This window comes from Fulvivirga sediminis (assembly GCF_016757215.1).
Taxonomy (GTDB): domain Bacteria; phylum Bacteroidota; class Bacteroidia; order Cytophagales; family Cyclobacteriaceae; genus Fulvivirga; species Fulvivirga sediminis.
The window spans coordinates 1-17567 of the sequence record NZ_JAESIY010000004.1; the positions used below are offsets into that span (position 1 = coordinate 1).

The window sequence follows — 17567 nt, forward strand, 5'->3', positions numbered from 1 at the left end:
CTTTCTAATGGGTTGCAAAGATAACAACTCTTTGCTTTTAATAAACTACTTTTTGTCGTTTTTTTTCAGCATTTTTTAGTGCTGATCTGCAGTATTTCAATATCTTAAATCAACCTTATGGCTGATTTTTCCCTGCGGCTTATCCGTTTTGGGAGTGCGAATTTAGGAACTTTTTTAATAAAACAAATGGTTTCTGAAAAAATAATTTAAATTTTCAGAAACCATTTTCATTTTATGCTGTTACCCCGTTTCTAAGTATGGTAGAAGTTCGATCTGGACCAACAGAAATAATATTAATAGGCGTATTTAATTCTGTCTCTATAAAGCTAATATAATCTTTTAAGGAGTCTGGTAGCGCGTCGTATTCATTTATATCCCTCAACGACGTCCCCCATCCTTCCATTTCTTTGTATATAGGCGTTACTTTTTCGTCCACAATCTCAAAAGGGAATATATCATTAACAGTACCATCCTCTCTTTTGTAATGAGTACATACTTTTATCTTATCAAAGATACTTAGCACGTCCGCCTTCATCATAAACAACTGGGTAACCCCATTAATCATAATCGCATACTTTAAGGCCGGTAAATCTAACCATCCGCATCTTCTTGGTCTACCCGTGGTGGCTCCAAACTCATTACCCTCTGCTTGCATGTTCTTACCATCATCATCAAACAATTCGGTAGGGAAAGGTCCACTACCAACTCGAGTACAATAAGCCTTAAAAATTCCGAAGACCTCCCCTATTCTATTAGGAGCTACCCCCAAACCACTACAAGCACCTGGAGTAGTAGTATTTGAACTTGTTACAAAAGGATAACTTCCGAAGTCTATATCTAGCAATGATCCTTGAGCTCCTTCAGCAAGCACTTTAGAGCCACTGTTAAGGACTTCGTTAATCTTATATTCACTTTCTATCAACTGAAACTTCTTAAGGAAATCAATAGCGGCAAAGAACTCCTTATCTAATGGATCCATATCAGGCACAGCATTATACTGTTTAAGTATTTCAATATGTGTAGCCACTAGTTTATGATACTTATCCTTAAAATTAGGAGACAAAACATCTCCTACTCTAAGTCCCATCCTAGCTATTTTATCTTGATAAGTAGGTCCTATTCCCTTTAGGGTTGATCCTATCTTTGATTTACCTTTAGCCTCTTCGTAAGCCGCATCTAGAAGCCTATGCGTAGGTAATATTAGCTGTGTTTTCTTAGAAATGAATAAATTAGTATACACATCTAAGTTAAACTTACCCAGTGCTTCTACTTCCTTTTTAAAAATCAATGGATCTAGAACTACACCGTTTCCTATGATGTTTTCTATGTCCTTTCTAAAGATTCCGGATGGGATTTGATGCAAAACGTGCTTAATTCCATCAAACTCCAAGGTATGACCAGCATTAGGGCCTCCTTGGAAACGAGCCACCAAATTATATTGCGTAGCTAAAAAGTCAACTATTTTTCCTTTACCTTCATCTCCCCACTGGAGCCCTAGTAACACATCCATTTTCATTGGTATATATTATAATTATGCGCTTTTTAAATTTTCAAATGCTTCCTCCTGGCTATCAACGATACTAAAGATAGCGTTCAGTTTTGTAATGATCAGAAGTTTCTTCACACTCTCAGAAGGCTTTAACAAACATACCTCTCCTCCTTTGTTTCTAAATTTGGTAAGTATGGTGATGAGAACGCCAATGCCACTACTGTTAATGTACCTCAGCTCGGATATATCAATCATACACAGGCGAACGCCATTTTGAATATGATCATTAATAATTTCCATAATGCCAATGCCATTATCTTCACCAATCAAATCACCTTCCAATTTCAGGATAAAGACCTGATCTTTTAACTCATGACTTACATTCATAAAACTACAGGGGTTAATTAAGATGACTGTTCATTCTTCAATTTGGCCTGGCAATCTCCACAGATTCCATAAAGATTTAAAGAATGGTGAAGGATCTCAAAATTTAGAAGGTCTCCTACCATGGTTTGAATATTGTGTATTCGTGGATCACAAAACTCAACCACTTTATGGCATTCTGTACAAATCAAATGATCATGTTGCTTATAACCATAGGATTTTTCGTACTGAGCCAAATTTCTTCCAAACTGATGCTTACTAACCAAATCACACTCAACCAGTAAGTCAAGTGTATTATATACGGTAGCCCTACTCACTCTATAGTTTTTGTTTTTCATACTTATATAGAGTGATTCTACATCAAAGTGTCCATCACGAGAATAAATCTCTTCCAGGATAGCATATCTTTCAGGGGTTTTTCTCAGCCCTTTATTCTCCAGATATGCTGTGAATATTTTTTTTACTTCCGCGTAAACTTTCTCGTTAAGTGCCATTAGATCTCCTTCTCAAGGATACAAATATAGGATTTCTTTTAGGAATGAAAGAACCTGCTTAATCATTATAATCAAATCTCGAAACTTTCACTACTCCTTCAACTTTTTCTAATTTGTGAATTAGTAGATCCAAATGTACAGTATCTATTACATAGAGCATTATATCACCTGAAAAAATACCCGAGTCTGTATCAATAGACATAGACCTCATGTTTACTTTTAGTTCATCTGAAATAATAGAGGAGACATCATTTATTAAACCTACTCTATCCGTACCTATAATTTTCAATCCTGCCAGGAAGGAAGAAGCATGCTGAGATGTCCATTTAGCTTTCACCACACGATGGCCATGATTTGCTAATAACTCAGGTGCATTAGGGCAAGTAGTTCTATGAATTTTAATTCCTTCATTTACGGTAACAAAACCAAACACATTGTCACCTGGAATAGGATTACAACATTTCGCCAATTTGTAATCTATAACATCCATATCCTCCCCTATGAGGAGAACATCACTTTCTTTTACTTTTACTATTTCCTTCTCGAAGGACTTTGCATCAGAGACCTTATTATTGCTATGTGATTTTATAGTATTGGAGGGCTTGAAATCCTTAAAGCGCTTCAAGTCTTTAAAATCAATCTCACCCGTTCCTACCTTAAAGAATAATTCAAACTGAGTGTTAGCATTAAAATAAGCCCTGAGACGATCAAAGGTTTCTCTGGAAGCCTCAATTTTGAGATGTTTAAGTTTTCTTAAGGTAATTTCCTTTCCTTCCTCAGCGATAAACTTCTTATCTTCCTTTAACTCATCTTTGATCTTAGTTTTAGCTTTTGAAGTGACGACAAACCTAAGCCAACCTTCATTTGGCTTTTGTTTACTAGAGGTGAGTATTTCTACTTGATCTCCATTTTTTAGCTCATAGTTTATAGGTACCAATTTTTGGTTCACCTTGGCTCCGATACAGCGGGCTCCTATTTCTGTGTGAATATCAAAAGCAAAGTCTAGTGCAGTAGCTCCATGCGGCAATGTTTTCAAATCTCCCTTAGGTGTAAATATAAAAACCTCTTCGTTAAAGAGGTTCCCTCTGAAGTTATCTACAAACTCAAGAGCGCTGGAGTCATTCTGTTCCAGCATATCTCTCACTTTGTTAATCCACTGATCTAAGCCCGAAGCCCCATGACTATTGTCTTTATACTTCCAGTGTGCAGCATAACCTTTCTCCGCAATTTCATCCATTCTCTTGGTGCGAATCTGCACTTCTACCCATTGGCCGTTTCGAGCCATCACAGTAGTATGTAAAGATTCATAACCGTTAGCCTTAGGGGTGCTAATCCAATCTCGTAGCCTATCTGGGTTTGGTTTGTAATAATCCGTAACGATTGAATATACTAACCAACAGGCTGCCTTTTCATTTTCAGGAGTGGTGTCTATTATTATCCTGATGGCAAACAGATCATACACCTGATCGAAAGGAATGTTCTGCTTTTTCATCTTATTCCAAATAGAATAGACTGACTTAGGCCTGCCTTTGATGATATAATCAAGGTTATGATCATTAAGCTCTTTTTGCAGCGGCCTAATAAAACTCTTGATAAAACGGTTCCTTACTTCCTTGGTCGAAGCTATTTTCCTTATAATACCAGAATAGGTTTCATTCTCTGTATACCTTAGGTATAAATCCTCCATTTCAGATTTTATAGAGTACAACCCTAATCGGTGAGCTAAAGGCGCGTATAAAAATATTGTCTCCGATGCTATTTTGTATTGTTTATTAACTGGCATACTATCCAAAGTACGCATGTTATGCAACCTATCAGCCAGCTTCACCAAAATCACCCTGACATCATCGGACAGTGTAAGCAGCATTTTTCTGAAATTTTCTGCCTGCTGAGAACTGCCATGCTCAAATACCCCTGAAATCTTGGTAAGGCCATCTATAATACGGGCTATCTTTTTACCAAAATCACGTTCTATATCTTCGGTTGTCCATTCTGTATCCTCCACCACATCATGTAACAGTGCCGCTACTATTGACGTAGTACCCAGACCAATTTCATCCACGCAAATTTTGGCCACAGCCAGCGGATGAAAAATGTATGGCTCTCCGGATTTTCTTCTCATCCCCTGATGAGCATCCATAGATGTCTTAAAGGCCTTTCTAATAATTTTAGAATCCCCTTCCTTTAAAATAGGTTTAGCTCTTCTTAAGAGCTGTCTGTATTTCCTTATTATTTCCTTATTTTCTTCCTCTACATCAATCGCTATCATAAGGCAATTTTATAGTTCATTATTTTTTTTTCAAAATTTTTTCACCAAAAGGTTGCAATGTAAAATATAATCTATACATTTGCACTCCATTTACATCAAGCGGATGTGGCGAAATTGGTAGACGCACTAGACTTAGGATCTAGCGCCTCCGGGCATGGGGGTTCGAGTCCCTCCATCCGCACTATTAATTACCCTCAGTCCAGAACTCATAGCAATACGAGATCGAGATTGAGGGTTTTTATTTATCACATTTATCACTGTTAAAGATTACAGCTTTGGATATCACATTAGACAAAAAAACCCCCACAGAAGCCGCAATTAAAGTTACATTAAAGGAGAGTGATTACCAACCCAATGTAGAAGAAAAAGTAAAGGATTACGCTAAGAAAGCTAGTATTAAGGGTTTCAGGCCAGGTAAGGTTCCTCCAGGGCTTATCAAGAAAATGTACGGTAAATCAATAGTGGTAGAAGAAATTAATAATATACTTTCAAAATCACTATCTGAATATATTAAAGAACAAAACATTCAACTTATAGGCGAGCCTCTTCCTGACGAAGAAAAAGCAGCTCAGATTGATTGGGAAACTCAAAAAGAATTTGAATTCGACTATAACATTGGAATGGTTGATGACTTCAAATACAATCTTTCTGAAAAAGAAAAAATCGCTTCTTATACTATAGAGTTAGATAAAAAGACTCTGGAACAAACACTTGACAACGTTAAAAAACAATTTGGCAATAGTGTTAATCCTGAAGCCAGTGAAGAAGGCGATGCACTTTACGGCTTATTTGAACAAGTGGATGGAGAAATCTCTAACGAGGCCCTACTAGAGTTAGACTGGGATAACATCACTAAAAAGGATCAAAAAAAATTCACAGGTCTCAAGCAAGATGACACTGTAGAGTTTGACATTGAAAAAGTAGTTAAAGATCCTCATGCGGTAATGCACCTACTAAACATAGGACATGATGAAGCCCATGATCTTAAAGGCAAATTCACACTTACAGTAAAAAACATCAACCGAACTGAACCTGCTGAGCTAAACCAAGAGTTATTTGACAAAGTTTTTGGCAAAGATGCTGTAAGCAGCGAAGAGGAGTTTGTAAATAAGGTAAAGGAAACAGTAGAAGCTAACTACAAAAGAGAAACTGATTTTTTCCTTGACCAAACCATCAAAGATCATTTTGTAGGTAAAACAAAAATGGAGATTCCCGAGGAATTTCTTAAAAATTGGTTACTAAGAACCAACGAAAACATTACCCAAGCAGATCTTGACAAAGAATTTGATGAATATGTTAAATCTCTAAAATGGGATTTGATTAAAAATAAAATTGCTGAAGACAACGAAATAAAAGTTGAAAACGAAGAAGTAGTAGACAAAGCAAAATCTATGATTCTTCAGCAACTTGGAGGAGCTGGTGCTGCTGAGCAATTAAAAGATCATATGGATGCTTTTGCCGATAACTACCTGAAAGCTGAAAATGGACAAAACTATATGAAAGTTTTCACAGAGGTAAGAGATGAGAAGATTCTTAATTTCATTAAGGAAAAAGTGACCATAACAGAGAAGAAAGTAGATGTGGAAGGATTTAAAAAAATTGTTGAAAAATAAACAACCCGCTACATAAAACGTAATTATAAAAGCCCTATCTAGGGCTTTTTTTTGTAATAGTAGATATGTTTAATAAAATCTTGTTATAATTGAGTATAACGGATTATGCAAACTTAAGAATTAAAGAAACGATGATAAACAAAGAAGAATTTAGGAAATACGCGGTAAAGCACCAGGGCATTAGCGGTCATACTTTTGACGACTACGCGAGCACTGTTGAGAACATGACTCAATATGTAATTGAAGAGCGTCCTGGGAACTTCAGAGCTATCGATGTATTTACCCGTTTAATTTCTGACAGAATTATATTTTTGGGTATGGGTGTGGATGATCAAATAGCGAATATCATTACGGCCCAGTTGCTATTCCTAGAGTCTAGCGATCCTAAAAAGGATATTATTATGTATATTAATAGTCCTGGTGGATCTGTTTACGCAGGTTTAGGTATTTATGACACCATGCAATATGTAAACCCTGATGTGGCAACTATTTGTACAGGTATGGCTGCTTCAATGGCTGCTGTATTAATGTCATCAGGAAAAAAAGGGAAAAGAGCTGCATTACCTCACTCAAGAATAATGATTCACCAGCCTAGTGGTGGTATGCAAGGACAATCTCGCGATATGGAGATTACCTTAAAGCAAATGCAGGAATTAAGAAAAGATCTTTACCAAATTTTGGCAGATCATACAGGCCAAAAATATGATAAGATCGAACACGACTCTGACAGAGATTACTGGATGAGGGCAAAAGAGGCCAAGGAATACGGTCTTATTGATGAAATATTAGAAAGAAAGAAATAAAAAATTATGGCAGAAGTAACTTGCTCATTTTGTGGGAGGAATAAGAAAGATGTTGATTTGATGATATCAGGCATTCACGCTCACATTTGTGACAAATGCATAACTCAGGCAAATCAAATTCTTTCGGAGGAGAAAAAAGCCAATACCGGATCTGACGGCACGCCTAATTTCAACTTGGTTAAGCCTAAAGAGATGAAGAGCTACCTGGATGAGTTTGTAATAGGGCAAGATGAGGCTAAAAAAGTAATCTCAGTAGCTGTATATAACCATTATAAAAGGTTAATGCAACAAAAAGCTGACGATGATGTGACTATAGAAAAGTCTAATATCGTAATGGTAGGCGAAACCGGAACCGGAAAAACTTACTTGGCTCGTACCTTAGCGAGGATACTTCAGGTTCCTTTTTGTATAGCAGATGCTACAGTGTTAACAGAAGCCGGATATGTAGGTGAAGATGTAGAAAGCATTTTAACCAGACTATTACAAGCGGCTGATTATGACACAGAGGCTGCTGAAAGAGGCATAGTTTATATAGATGAACTTGATAAAATAGCCAGAAAGTCTGATAACCCATCGATTACCAGAGATGTAAGTGGTGAAGGTGTGCAACAGGCACTTTTAAAGCTATTAGAAGGGACTACCGTAAACGTACCACCACAAGGTGGGCGTAAGCATCCTGATCAAAAAATGATCTCTGTAAACACTGAAAATATCCTTTTCATTTGTGGTGGAGCTTTTGATGGTATTTCAAGAAATATTGCCAAGAGGATCAATACACGCCCTATGGGCTTTGCTTCTTCTGGTGACGCTCTTAAACCACTTGATGTAGAGAATGACAACCTCTTAAGATATATTACAGCGCAAGATCTTAAGAGCTTTGGACTTATACCTGAGCTTATTGGAAGAATGCCTGTACTCACCTTCCTTAATCCATTAGATGGAGATGCATTGCGTCAGATTCTAACGGAACCTAAAAATGCTTTGATTAAACAATATCAGAAGCTTTTTGAAATGGAAGATATCAAGGTTGAGTTTGAGGATGAAGCTTTAGATTTTATAGTAGAAAAAGCTGTAGAATATAAACTTGGAGCCAGAGGTCTCAGATCGATTTGTGAAGCAATCATTAATGATGCAATGTTTGAAATGCCATCAGATGACAAAGCTAAAAAGCTCAAAATAGACAGATCTTATGCTGAGGAGCAATTCAGCAAATCAAAATACAGTAAGCTAAAAGTAGCTTAATAAAAAAGAGAGCAGTTTATAACTGCTCTCTTTTTTTTACTTCTCTTACGATTATATCAGCGGCATTATCAGAAGCTCTTCCTATATCCAGCTCTTTTTTAATATCCTTATAACTCTTCATCACTTCCATTCTATAATTGTCATCCTCGAGCAAAAGAGTTAACTCTTTTTGAAGCTCATTCACGTTCAAATCCTTTTGGATCAACTCTTTAACTACTAACTTATCTGCTATTAAGTTAACTAAAGAAATATATGGAACCTTGATTAAGCTTTTGGCTATAGCATAAGAAATTGTACTGGTCTTATATATTACCATCTGGGGAACTTCCCACATGGCTGTTTCTAATGTAGCTGTTCCGGAAGTAACTATCGCTGCCTTTGCTCCTGCCAGTAGTTCATAGGTGTGACCTTCTATTAGGGTAACATTATCATTACTATTGATTTCTGCATAGAGTTCATCTGGCAAATTGTTAACAGCAGCTATAGCAAATTGCCTTTGAGGAAAAAGCTTTACTAATTCATTCAATGTAGGCAATACTCCCTGTAACTCCTGTTTTCGACTACCTGGCAATACAGCAACATAATCTTGTAGATCTCCCATTATAGAAGGATCTAACTCATAGCCATTCACTGCATCAAGCACAGGATTACCTACGTAATCAACCTCCCAATCATACTTCTTATAAAAATCCTTTTCAAAAGGCATTATGGTAAGCATATGATCCACTCGCTTCTTTATCTTTTTAGCGCGTCCTTGATTCCATGCCCAGACTTTAGGTGATATATAATAAAAAACAGGAATACCTTCTTTTTTAGCGAAATCCGCTATTTTAAGATTAAAACCTGCATAGTCTACTAAAATAATAGCATCAGGATTATAGTTACTGATTTCAGCCTTGCACTGCTTTAAATAACCGTTGATTTTTCTGATGTTAAGGAGTACCTCCAAAAAACCCATGAAAGCAAGGTCTTTGTAGTGTACCAATATTTCAGCACCAGCTTCAGACATGTAATCTCCTCCAAACCCCCGAAACTGCGCATCGCTATCTCGCTCTTTTACACTCTTTATCAAATTCCCTGCGTGTAAATCTCCAGACCGCTCTCCCGCTATTATATAATATTTCATCAACTACTTAACCATAATATTCTACGTAATTCCTTGGTGTTTCATAGAGTTTAAGGCTATGAAGCTTTCCGTTATCTGTTATGTTGGGCAATTTCTCTTCTAAAATTTTCCAAAATTCTATCACCAGATTTTCAGTACTTGCCATTTTACCATGCATAAAATCGACATCTATATTTAAGTTTTTATGGTCGACCTTTTCAATGACCTCATCTCTGATCAACCTACTTAATTTTTTGAGGTCTACCACAAAACCGGTTTCAGGATCTGGCTCTCCTTTTACCGTAACTATTAACTCAAAATTGTGTCCATGCCAGTTAGCATTTGCACAAGGCCCAAAAACTTCTACATTCTTTTCCTCAGACCAGTTAGGATTATATAACTTATGTGCTGCGTTAAAATGCTCTTTCCTACTTAAAAAAACCATAGTCTTAATATTCAAGTTGCAAATATACGTAAGATTTTGGACTGACTGCTTTACAATAAGTGTGTGATTGGGTTACTTTGTCACAAAAAGACATGATTATCGTCACAGGTGCAGCAGGGTTTATAGGAAGCCAACTAATACATAAGCTTAACGAAGAAAATTACAACTATATAATAGCTGTAGATAAATTCGATAACGAGATAAAAAATAAAAACCTAGAAGGTTTAAAAATAAAAGAGAAGGTAGACAGAGATAACCTCATGGAATGGTTAGACGTGAACTATGAAGAAGTTGAGTTTATCTATCACATCGGAGCTAAAACTGACACCACCCTTTTTGATATTGAGCTTTTGGAAAGGCTTAATACTAACTACACTAAAGAGGTATGGAAAAGAAGTGTTAAATATCAAATTCCGATGGTATATGCATCTTCTGCGGCGACTTATGGATTGGGTGAACATGGCTATGATGATGACGAAAACCACATCAGCGAATTAAAACCATTAAATCCTTACGGCCAATCTAAGCAGGATTTTGACGTTTGGGCGCTGGCTCAAAAAGAGAAGCCTTTCTTTTGGGCTGGACTTAAGTTTTTTAATGTTTATGGTCCTAATGAATACCATAAGGGGAGAATGGCCTCTGTAATCTGGCATGCCTATAACCAAATTAACAAAACCGGAGAGATGAAGCTATTTCGCTCTCATAATCCTGAGTTTAAAGACGGCGAACAGCAAAGAGATTTTGTATATGTAAAAGATGTGGTGGATGTGTGCTATTGGCTCATGCATCATAGAACTAACTCAGGCATTTATAACTTAGGCAGTGGTAAGGCCAGAACATTCTTGGACTTAACAAAAGCTGTATTTGCTGCCATGGGTAAAGAAGAAAATATAAGCTTTATTGACACCCCTGAAGACATAAGAGACAAATATCAGTACTTTACAGAGGCGAACATGGAAAAATTAAGATCTATTGGCTATTCTAAAAAATTCCACGAGCTAGAAGATGGCGTCAATAAATATGTGCAAGGACATTTGAGTAAATTATCTCTTTAAGAAAAATCTAAAAAGAGGCCTAAAGGCCTCTTTTTAGATTTTATATACACGTATTCTACTACCTCCAACCTCCATTTGAGGTATTAGTACCATCAGCCTTTGCTACTGTACCAAAAGTATAATAAGGCTGAGGCTCCTGTAAGGTTTGAAGAGTCTCCGCAGGAAGAGGTAAATGTAAAGGGGTTCCTTTCTGCAAAAGATCTAATTTTCTCATTTCAAAGAATTGAAGTCCCATTCCTGTAAGCATCATTTCCACATGTCTTTCATGATGTATAGCCTGAATAATTTCATCTATATCTGGCCCCACCTCTTCCATTTCACCTCTAGTTATTCGAGTTCCTGCATTAATAATATCAGCAGCTTCGGATAGGCTTCCGCCTGAGTATACAATAGCCTCTGCTCGAAGCATATCATTCTCTGACAACATTATTTCTGACTTAGGACCCGTTGCATTTACATAAAACTCATCATAGCGGCTCATTCTGTAGTTAGAATAATGATAGTAACCTCTAGCGGCCTGAAACCAATTTGAAGCCAAATAAGAAAAGTCTGTTTCTAACCTATGATCTGCAGGGCTGGTTGATTTAGGAGGATGAGCAAAGGCAGGGTTATCATCCCAGTGTTGCGGCTGTGTAGGATCCATTAAATTTACCACATACATATCCGTTACCCCCCAGCCGTTAGCTGTGAGGTAGTCTGCTCCTTCCGCGTACCAACTAACACCATTATCATTAACTACCTCAAAATCATCAGTAATTCCATTATCTGCATACTTTTTCACAGCATTCCAATCTACTGCTGCTAACTGACTGGAGTTACGCGGCATATATGCGAGAAATCTAGCGGCATGTGTATTAATTATCTGAATAAATCTTTCATTGCTCACTTCAGATTCCTGCCCCAACCAGTTATTCGGAATACTAAGTTCATTTTCTTTGGCATATCTAAGAGCTTCTTCTAAATAACCAATGGCTGCCTTCATTATTTCATCATAATCAACGGCTGACTTCAACTCAGGATCAACTGTTTGAGTCTCATCAACTAAAAAAGCCCGATCAAATACTAAAGCTAAATTCCCGTAAGCAACCCCTTGAATGAATTTACACCAGGCTTTAATTCTAGCCTCTCTCTCACCCATATCGAGATCCATATCCACCGCATTTATTATATTAGCTGATGTATTTATCGAACTATACATTTTATCAAATAAATACTTTGTATTAGCTGCAAAACCATATGATGGGGTATTTACCCAAGCCTGATTTCGTGGCTCCCAAGACATATCTCTCATTCCAGCATTTCCCCAAGAGCAAGATACATTATCTGATGACGTTGCCAGCATCAATTCTATTCCATCATAATCATGTGCTCCTTGGTAAATATTTTGATACAAGCTACCTGCCAAGCCTTCCACATCATCAGAATCAGCAAATAGACGTTCCCTATCAGGATCATTAGGGTTATCAATTTCTAGAGAAGTATCACAGGCTGACACCACTACAATTAACAATATCAATATATATTTTAACAATAATTTCATTATTTCAATGATTTAGGTGAACTTAAAATTCTAGAGTTAAAGAAACTGCCATATTTCTAAAATTGGGGTACTTGTATGTACCATCATAAGGCTGACGTATAGATCCCACTTCTGGATCATATCCTGAATAATCAGTAAAAGTCAAAAGGTTTCTGCCTACAAACTTGATATTAGCCCCCTTAAATGTTCCTTTAGCAAAGGATGCTAAGGCTGCAGTAGGAATTCTGTATCCTAAAGACAACTCTCTCAATTTCACGAAACTGGCGTCTTCCACCCAGTATGAGTTAGCTATATTCGTATCGTAAAAATTCACATAATAATCGTATGCTTTCTTTTGTCCTTCGGGTACCCCGCTCATATCCATCACTTCATTCCGTAAGTCTCTGGTCACCCATTGTCCTTTTCCGTTGTAAACATCACCTCCATGTTTTATGTCAAACAAAAAGTAAAGTGTAAACCCCTTATAGCTCAAAGTATTGGCTATACCCATATTGAAATCTGGTACTCCGTCTCCTATTTTGGTATATAGTGGGTTACCCAGTTCATCTAATTTTTTTATAGCCAACTCTTCAGGTGTTCCTTGCGTTCCGGCAGGAATTACGTATCCATCAGAATTGATTTCATAATCACTAATAGAAGCTCCTTCCGGCAACTGCTGCGCCATCTCTTCTAATGACCTCAGCCATGTATGACCATACATTGAGCCATAGGTTTCACCCTCTCTAACGTAAAATATTTTTGGAGCACCTCCGTCCGTTTCTCCAAATACATAAGGAGCTATAGGCAATTCGGTTATTTTTTGTCTAACTCTTGAAAATACAATGTTCGTATTCCAAGAGAAACCGGATCTATTAGCTAACCAGTTAGCTCCTAGCGACATTTCAATAGTATTTGACTCTACTGTACCTGCGTTCTGATATTGAGATTTAAATCCCTCATTCACTGGTGCAAATAATGGTACATTAAGAAATTGGTCTTCAGTAACTGATTTAGCATAAATAGCTTCAAAACTAAACTTATCCAAAAAAGTAACATTTAACCCTAATTCCCTTTCTTTAGTTATCGAAGGTTTTAAACCTTTATTTCCCAATTGATCCTGAGTAAAGCCTCCATTATCAATTTTATAAATTTCATACTGAAAACTGTAGCCAGGCCTCATTCCTGCAGTACCATATGCAGCTCTCACCTTTAACTCATTAATACCTGGTATGTCGAAATCCTGACTAATACGATAAGCACCAGAGATTCTGTAATAAGGGTTCCATCTAGCATCTGGTCCAAATAAAGAAGATCCATCATAACGAAACATACCATCTAGTAAGATCTTATCCTTCCAGTCAAATCCTAAAATAGCAAAGTAATTCTGGGCTCGTTCGGTAAAATCTTCTGACTTGCCATCGTTGATAGTGACGAAATTATCAAAATCAGGAGTTCCTTTGAAGCTATAGTCACTAGCATACATTTCAAACATTTCATTATTTCGGTCTTCGAATAAATAAGATAGTTTACCCTTTATTAATAAGTCACCAAATTTATGATTGAAATTCAGCGTTGCTTGAGTGTTTTTGGTTATTTTTTCTCTTGAATTCTTCGTCAATGAGCCGCCGGTATAAGACATGCCAAAGGTTTCATCAGTGCCCCCACTGGTAGTCCAAGTATTAGCAGGATTATTTAAACTATATCTCGAATTTTGTATTTCAATAGATTGAGACAAGTCTAAGGTTAACCAATTTGTGAAGTCTATGTGCGCAGCATAATTTCCCATCCACCTGCGAGACTTATCCTCTCTCTCGGCCTGATAAAGTGTATACAGTGGATTGACGGTTTCTCCATTAAAATGGTTCATTCTAAGATAATATGGTTGTCCATCAGGGTTAGGAGCTTCCAGGTTAGCATCAGGCTCAGCCAAGGCTATATTAAAAAATACTCCTCCGCCACTGCCAGGATAATTTTAGTCTCTGTATTAATAAATAAATTAGATGTTGAAAGCCTCAACCATGGCTTGACTTCCAAATCATAATTAACCCTAAAGTTTTGTCTATCATAACCATCAGTATTCATGATAATACCTTCTTGAGAGTTGTTTTCAAAAGAAGCGAACAAACTACTTTTATCACTGCCAGAAGCTACTGATACATAGTTGGTATAGTTGATACCAGTTTGGAAAAATAAATCTTGCTGGTCTCGTAATACTCCATAATCATTATCCATATAATGATCCTCATCGATTACCCTGTTACCTGCTATATCAGGATGCCAGCCGCCATCTCTATACCCATCAGGGTAAGTAACTCCATCATATTTAGTATACTGACCTATATAATTCTGATAATCATCTGCTAGTGCGTAAGGGTGATGTGTGGCGAGGTATAACTCATTAGCTATTTGCTGTATACCAAGCTCATTCCTAACAGTGACTCATACTTGTCCGTTTTTCAATCTTGAGCCCCGTTTCGTAGTAATGGCGATTCCATTACCTGCTCTGGATCCATATAAAGCCGAAGCTGAGGCTCCCTTTATAATTTCCATAGACTCAACATCATCTGCGTTAATATCCACCAGATTACCCACCATTATTTGGCCATCAATAATAATGAGCGGATCTGAATTAACTCCATTAAGGTTGTTATCAGCCCTCAGCTGTATGTTAGAATTCTCACCAGGAGACCCACTAGGCGTGCTAATTCTCACTCCTGCAACTTTACCTGTAAGTGAAGTCGCTAAAGACATACCTGTAACGGCATTCAACCTCTCTTCCCCTACCTTTGTTACGGAAACGGTTAATTTTTCCTTTGGAGTAGCTCCTGCTACACCGAAAATTATCACTTCGTTCAGTTGCTTTACATCATCAGACATCTCTAGGTTTACAGTAGACCGTGAGCCTATCTCAACTTCTTGAGTTTCTAGCCCGATGAATGAAAACACCAAAACTCCACCACTCGGAGGAACATCGACGGAATAACTACCATCGATATCAGTTACAGAACCAGAAGTAGTTCCTTTTAAAACTACATTGACACCGGGAAGTGCACTGCCATCTTCTTGGGAAGTTACCTTACCAGTAACTGTTCGGTTTTGAGCCTGGAGCTTTGCTCCAAGAAGCATGAGCATAGTAAGGCTCAATAATAAAAATTTTTTCATGTTGTTTGTTTAGTTAATAGTTAAATATTAATCGAACAAACAATATAAAAAAATTACACAACCTCAATTATATGAATACATCAAATATTACCGAAATCGTTGCCAATAAAACTAATAAGTTATAAACAAACCTTTTTTAAATCAAAAAATTAAATATTAAAAATAACAGGCTAAAATTCGACCCTATCATAATCACTCATCTTATCAAAATGTAGAATAATATCTCCAGACTTAACCGTTTTATATGTCGACTTAAACTTACCTCCCCAAACAATATCCTCACACTTGTAAGAATAGCGAGAATGTACGGTTTGACTAAAAGTATCATCGTACCCCTTAATAATGGTTACTATCTCCGTATCCATGCTATTGAAATCTTCTTGTGTTTTTCCATAAAATGGGCTGTCTTCATTAATAATATGTACAATAGTCCAATTAAGAGGGAAAAACATAACTGAACTCCGCTCTAATTTGAGATCTATGAATGAGCGCCTTGCCACCCCAGTATTATTTTCATTTTTCTCTACCAAGACAAGTAGAACAGTAGCCTCCATCTCTAATAGATTACTGTTTCTCATATTAGCGATTCTAAATTGAAGGCTTTTATACCCATTCTTATATGGAGATATTAACACTTTATCACTATACATAAGTCTTGCACTAGGCTTGCTAAATCTACCATAGAGAATACCTGTAATCAGCGCAAAACACATCCATCCCAAAATGGCCTCAGCACCTGCTACTATATTAGCCAAATGCCCTACAGGATGTAAAACACCGTAACCGACTGTGGTAAAAGTTTGCAAACTGAAGTAAAACGCCTCTAGAAGGTTATTAAAAGATTGAACTGAAGTAATACCACCTAACTGATCGATTCCAATTAGCGTATATAATGCAGCAAATAACACGTTGACTCCAAACAGAAAAGAGAATATAATCAGAAAAAAACGAGTCCAAGACATTTTAATTAAAGACTGATATATATTGCGCGTACTATATCCTAGTCCAGACTTTATAACATTAAAAGAGCCGTCTCTATTGATCAGCCTTTTTGAATTTATAGTATACTGCGTTCCTGTACCAGGATCTTCAGTTCTCGATGAATCTAATTTTATTTCAGACATTTCAAGTAATTAACCAATCTAACAGTGCTCTAAAATAAAAAAGGAAAGCTTCAAAAGCTTTCCTCTTTCATTAATTAATCTGGCAAGTGCTTAACAAAACTCTTGGAAGACTGCTAGCAAGTGATTGCCGATCATTTCTGCATTTCTTCCTTCAATATGATGTCTTTCTACAAAGTGCACCAACTCACCATCCTTAAAAAGGGCTATAGATGGAGAAGAAGGAGGATAAGGTAAGGTATACTCTCTAGCTTTCTCCACTGCCTCTTTATCCACTCCTGCAAATACTGTAGCCAAGTTGTCAGGCTTCTTATCAGTTTGCTGAACGGCCCACTTTACTCCTGGCCTAGCGGCTCCAGCTGCACAACCACAAACAGAATTGATCACTAAAAGAGTAGTTCCTTTATGATCTTTCAAATGGTTATCAACCTCTTCCGCTGTTGTAAGCTCATTAAAACCAACCTGAGTAAGGTCAGTTCTCATTGGGGCTACTAATTCTTCTGGGTACATATCTCTATTTTTTTTATTCTAATTATTTATAAAAATCCTAATTCTAATTTGGCTGCCTCAGACATCATATCTTGAGTGTAAGGAGGATCAAAAGTGATTTCTACATTCACATCATTAACTCCTTCAATACTCTTTATACTTGCCTCTACTTCGGCAGGGATTGACTCTGCTGCAGGGCAATTAGGAGATGTAAGGGTCATTAAAATGTACACATTATCAATTGGGTGTACACTAATCTCATAAATGAGACCTAATTCATATATATCAACAGGAATTTCAGGATCATACACTGTTTTTAGTGCATTTACCACCTTATCCCGTAAGGTTTCTTCTACCTGCTTAGTTTCTTCACTCAT

The 17567-nt window shown here is 37.0% G+C and carries 17 protein-coding genes and 1 tRNA gene; 5 read left to right on the forward strand and 13 right to left on the reverse strand.

The features are described from left to right. Positions 1-232: 232 nt before the first annotated feature. From JL102_RS07780 to JL102_RS07795, 4 genes are read right to left on the reverse strand one after another with little or no spacing between them, the layout of a single operon-like run. Positions 233-1516: an adenylosuccinate synthase gene (locus JL102_RS07780; RefSeq protein WP_202243780.1), complete on the reverse strand. Its 1284-nt coding sequence runs from the start codon at positions 1514-1516 to the stop codon at positions 233-235. A 15-nt stretch (positions 1517-1531) separates the two neighbouring features. Continuing rightward, positions 1532-1876 (reverse strand): STAS domain-containing protein, encoded by a 345-nt coding sequence (locus JL102_RS07785; RefSeq protein WP_202243782.1) that lies wholly within the window; start codon positions 1874-1876, stop codon positions 1532-1534. 17 nt (positions 1877-1893) lie between these two features. Then, positions 1894-2367: a Fur family transcriptional regulator gene (locus JL102_RS07790; RefSeq protein ID WP_202243783.1), complete on the reverse strand. Its 474-nt coding sequence runs from the start codon at positions 2365-2367 to the stop codon at positions 1894-1896. A 58-nt stretch (positions 2368-2425) separates the two neighbouring features. Beyond that, positions 2426-4636, reverse strand: a complete 2211-nt coding sequence (locus tag JL102_RS07795) for a RelA/SpoT family protein (protein WP_202243784.1) — start codon at positions 4634-4636, stop codon at positions 2426-2428. A 99-nt stretch (positions 4637-4735) separates the two neighbouring features. Here JL102_RS07795 and JL102_RS07800 point away from each other — a divergent pair. The 4 genes from JL102_RS07800 to clpX all read left to right on the forward strand — a co-directional run bounded on the left by JL102_RS07800 (position 4736) and on the right by clpX (position 8294). Next, positions 4736-4817: transfer RNA gene (locus JL102_RS07800), tRNA-Leu, on the forward strand. Between the two features lie 94 nt (positions 4818-4911). Continuing rightward, a complete protein-coding gene (gene tig / locus JL102_RS07805; protein WP_202243786.1) occupies positions 4912-6249 on the forward strand; it encodes a trigger factor in 1338 nt (445 codons plus the stop codon). Positions 6250-6380: 131 nt separating this feature from the next. Continuing rightward, entirely contained in the window at positions 6381-7052 is a 672-nt protein-coding gene (locus JL102_RS07810; protein ID WP_262896851.1) for a ClpP family protease, read from the forward strand. A gap of 6 nt (positions 7053-7058) precedes the next feature. Beyond that, entirely contained in the window at positions 7059-8294 is a 1236-nt protein-coding gene (gene clpX / locus JL102_RS07815; protein ID WP_202243788.1) for an ATP-dependent Clp protease ATP-binding subunit ClpX, read from the forward strand. A gap of 16 nt (positions 8295-8310) precedes the next feature. Here clpX and lpxB read toward each other — a convergent pair whose 3' ends face one another. Both lpxB and JL102_RS07825 read right to left on the reverse strand, forming a co-directional pair. Further along, positions 8311-9420, reverse strand: a complete 1110-nt coding sequence (gene lpxB / locus JL102_RS07820) for a lipid-A-disaccharide synthase (RefSeq protein ID WP_202243790.1) — start codon at positions 9418-9420, stop codon at positions 8311-8313. Between the two features lie 7 nt (positions 9421-9427). After that, positions 9428-9844: a 6-pyruvoyl trahydropterin synthase family protein gene (locus JL102_RS07825; RefSeq protein ID WP_202243792.1), complete on the reverse strand. Its 417-nt coding sequence runs from the start codon at positions 9842-9844 to the stop codon at positions 9428-9430. 92 nt (positions 9845-9936) lie between these two features. Between JL102_RS07825 and rfaD the strand changes: the two genes are divergently transcribed. Next, on the forward strand, positions 9937-10899 hold the full coding sequence (gene rfaD, locus JL102_RS07830) for an ADP-glyceromanno-heptose 6-epimerase (protein ID WP_202243793.1): 963 nt from the start codon (positions 9937-9939) through the stop codon (positions 10897-10899). A gap of 58 nt (positions 10900-10957) precedes the next feature. Here rfaD and JL102_RS07835 read toward each other — a convergent pair whose 3' ends face one another. From JL102_RS07835 to JL102_RS07865, 7 genes are all read right to left on the reverse strand, one after another. Next, complete coding sequence (locus JL102_RS07835; RefSeq protein WP_202243795.1) at positions 10958-12439, reverse strand: hypothetical protein; 1482 nt, start codon at positions 12437-12439, stop codon at positions 10958-10960. 22 nt (positions 12440-12461) lie between these two features. Then, on the reverse strand, positions 12462-14348 hold the full coding sequence (locus tag JL102_RS07840) for a TonB-dependent receptor domain-containing protein (protein ID WP_202243796.1): 1887 nt from the start codon (positions 14346-14348) through the stop codon (positions 12462-12464). 2 nt (positions 14349-14350) lie between these two features. Then, positions 14351-14650, reverse strand: coding sequence for a hypothetical protein (locus JL102_RS07845; RefSeq protein WP_202243798.1), 300 nt, complete (start codon positions 14648-14650; stop codon positions 14351-14353). Between the two features lie 207 nt (positions 14651-14857). Beyond that, the gene (locus JL102_RS07850) at positions 14858-15580 is read right to left on the reverse strand and encodes a carboxypeptidase-like regulatory domain-containing protein (protein WP_202243799.1); all 723 of its coding nucleotides are present in this window, start codon (positions 15578-15580) and stop codon (positions 14858-14860) included. Positions 15581-15750: 170 nt separating this feature from the next. Then, positions 15751-16704 carry an ion channel gene (locus tag JL102_RS07855; RefSeq protein ID WP_202243800.1) on the reverse strand — a complete coding sequence of 318 codons (954 nt, stop codon included), beginning with the start codon at positions 16702-16704 and terminating at the stop codon, positions 15751-15753. A gap of 90 nt (positions 16705-16794) precedes the next feature. After that, a complete protein-coding gene (locus JL102_RS07860) occupies positions 16795-17211 on the reverse strand; it encodes a BrxA/BrxB family bacilliredoxin (RefSeq protein WP_202243801.1) in 417 nt (138 codons plus the stop codon). A gap of 26 nt (positions 17212-17237) precedes the next feature. Further along, positions 17238-17567, reverse strand: coding sequence for an SUF system Fe-S cluster assembly protein (locus JL102_RS07865; RefSeq protein WP_202243802.1), 330 nt, complete (start codon positions 17565-17567; stop codon positions 17238-17240).

What these genes read in the sequence shown, in the direction of transcription:
- JL102_RS07780 (WP_202243780.1), bottom strand. Translation starts at nt 1,516, where the DNA reads ATGAAAATGGATGTGTTACTAGGGCTCCAGTGGGGAGATGAAGGTAAA.
- JL102_RS07785 (WP_202243782.1), bottom strand. Translation starts at nt 1,876, where the DNA reads ATGAATGTAAGTCATGAGTTAAAAGATCAGGTCTTTATCCTGAAATTG.
- JL102_RS07790 (WP_202243783.1), bottom strand. Translation starts at nt 2,367, where the DNA reads ATGGCACTTAACGAGAAAGTTTACGCGGAAGTAAAAAAAATATTCACA.
- JL102_RS07795 (WP_202243784.1), bottom strand. Translation starts at nt 4,636, where the DNA reads ATGATAGCGATTGATGTAGAGGAAGAAAATAAGGAAATAATAAGGAAA.
- JL102_RS07810 (WP_262896851.1), top strand. Translation starts at nt 6,381, where the DNA reads ATGATAAACAAAGAAGAATTTAGGAAATACGCGGTAAAGCACCAGGGC.
- clpX (WP_202243788.1), top strand. Translation starts at nt 7,059, where the DNA reads ATGGCAGAAGTAACTTGCTCATTTTGTGGGAGGAATAAGAAAGATGTT.
- lpxB (WP_202243790.1), bottom strand. Translation starts at nt 9,420, where the DNA reads ATGAAATATTATATAATAGCGGGAGAGCGGTCTGGAGATTTACACGCA.
- JL102_RS07825 (WP_202243792.1), bottom strand. Translation starts at nt 9,844, where the DNA reads ATGGTTTTTTTAAGTAGGAAAGAGCATTTTAACGCAGCACATAAGTTA.
- rfaD (WP_202243793.1), top strand. Translation starts at nt 9,937, where the DNA reads ATGATTATCGTCACAGGTGCAGCAGGGTTTATAGGAAGCCAACTAATA.
- JL102_RS07835 (WP_202243795.1), bottom strand. Translation starts at nt 12,439, where the DNA reads ATGAAATTATTGTTAAAATATATATTGATATTGTTAATTGTAGTGGTG.
- JL102_RS07845 (WP_202243798.1), bottom strand. Translation starts at nt 14,650, where the DNA reads ATGGATAATGATTATGGAGTATTACGAGACCAGCAAGATTTATTTTTC.
- JL102_RS07850 (WP_202243799.1), bottom strand. Translation starts at nt 15,580, where the DNA reads ATGAAAAAATTTTTATTATTGAGCCTTACTATGCTCATGCTTCTTGGA.
- JL102_RS07855 (WP_202243800.1), bottom strand. Translation starts at nt 16,704, where the DNA reads ATGTCTGAAATAAAATTAGATTCATCGAGAACTGAAGATCCTGGTACA.
- JL102_RS07860 (WP_202243801.1), bottom strand. Translation starts at nt 17,211, where the DNA reads ATGTACCCAGAAGAATTAGTAGCCCCAATGAGAACTGACCTTACTCAG.
- JL102_RS07865 (WP_202243802.1), bottom strand. Translation starts at nt 17,567, where the DNA reads ATGAGTGAAGAAACTAAGCAGGTAGAAGAAACCTTACGGGATAAGGTG.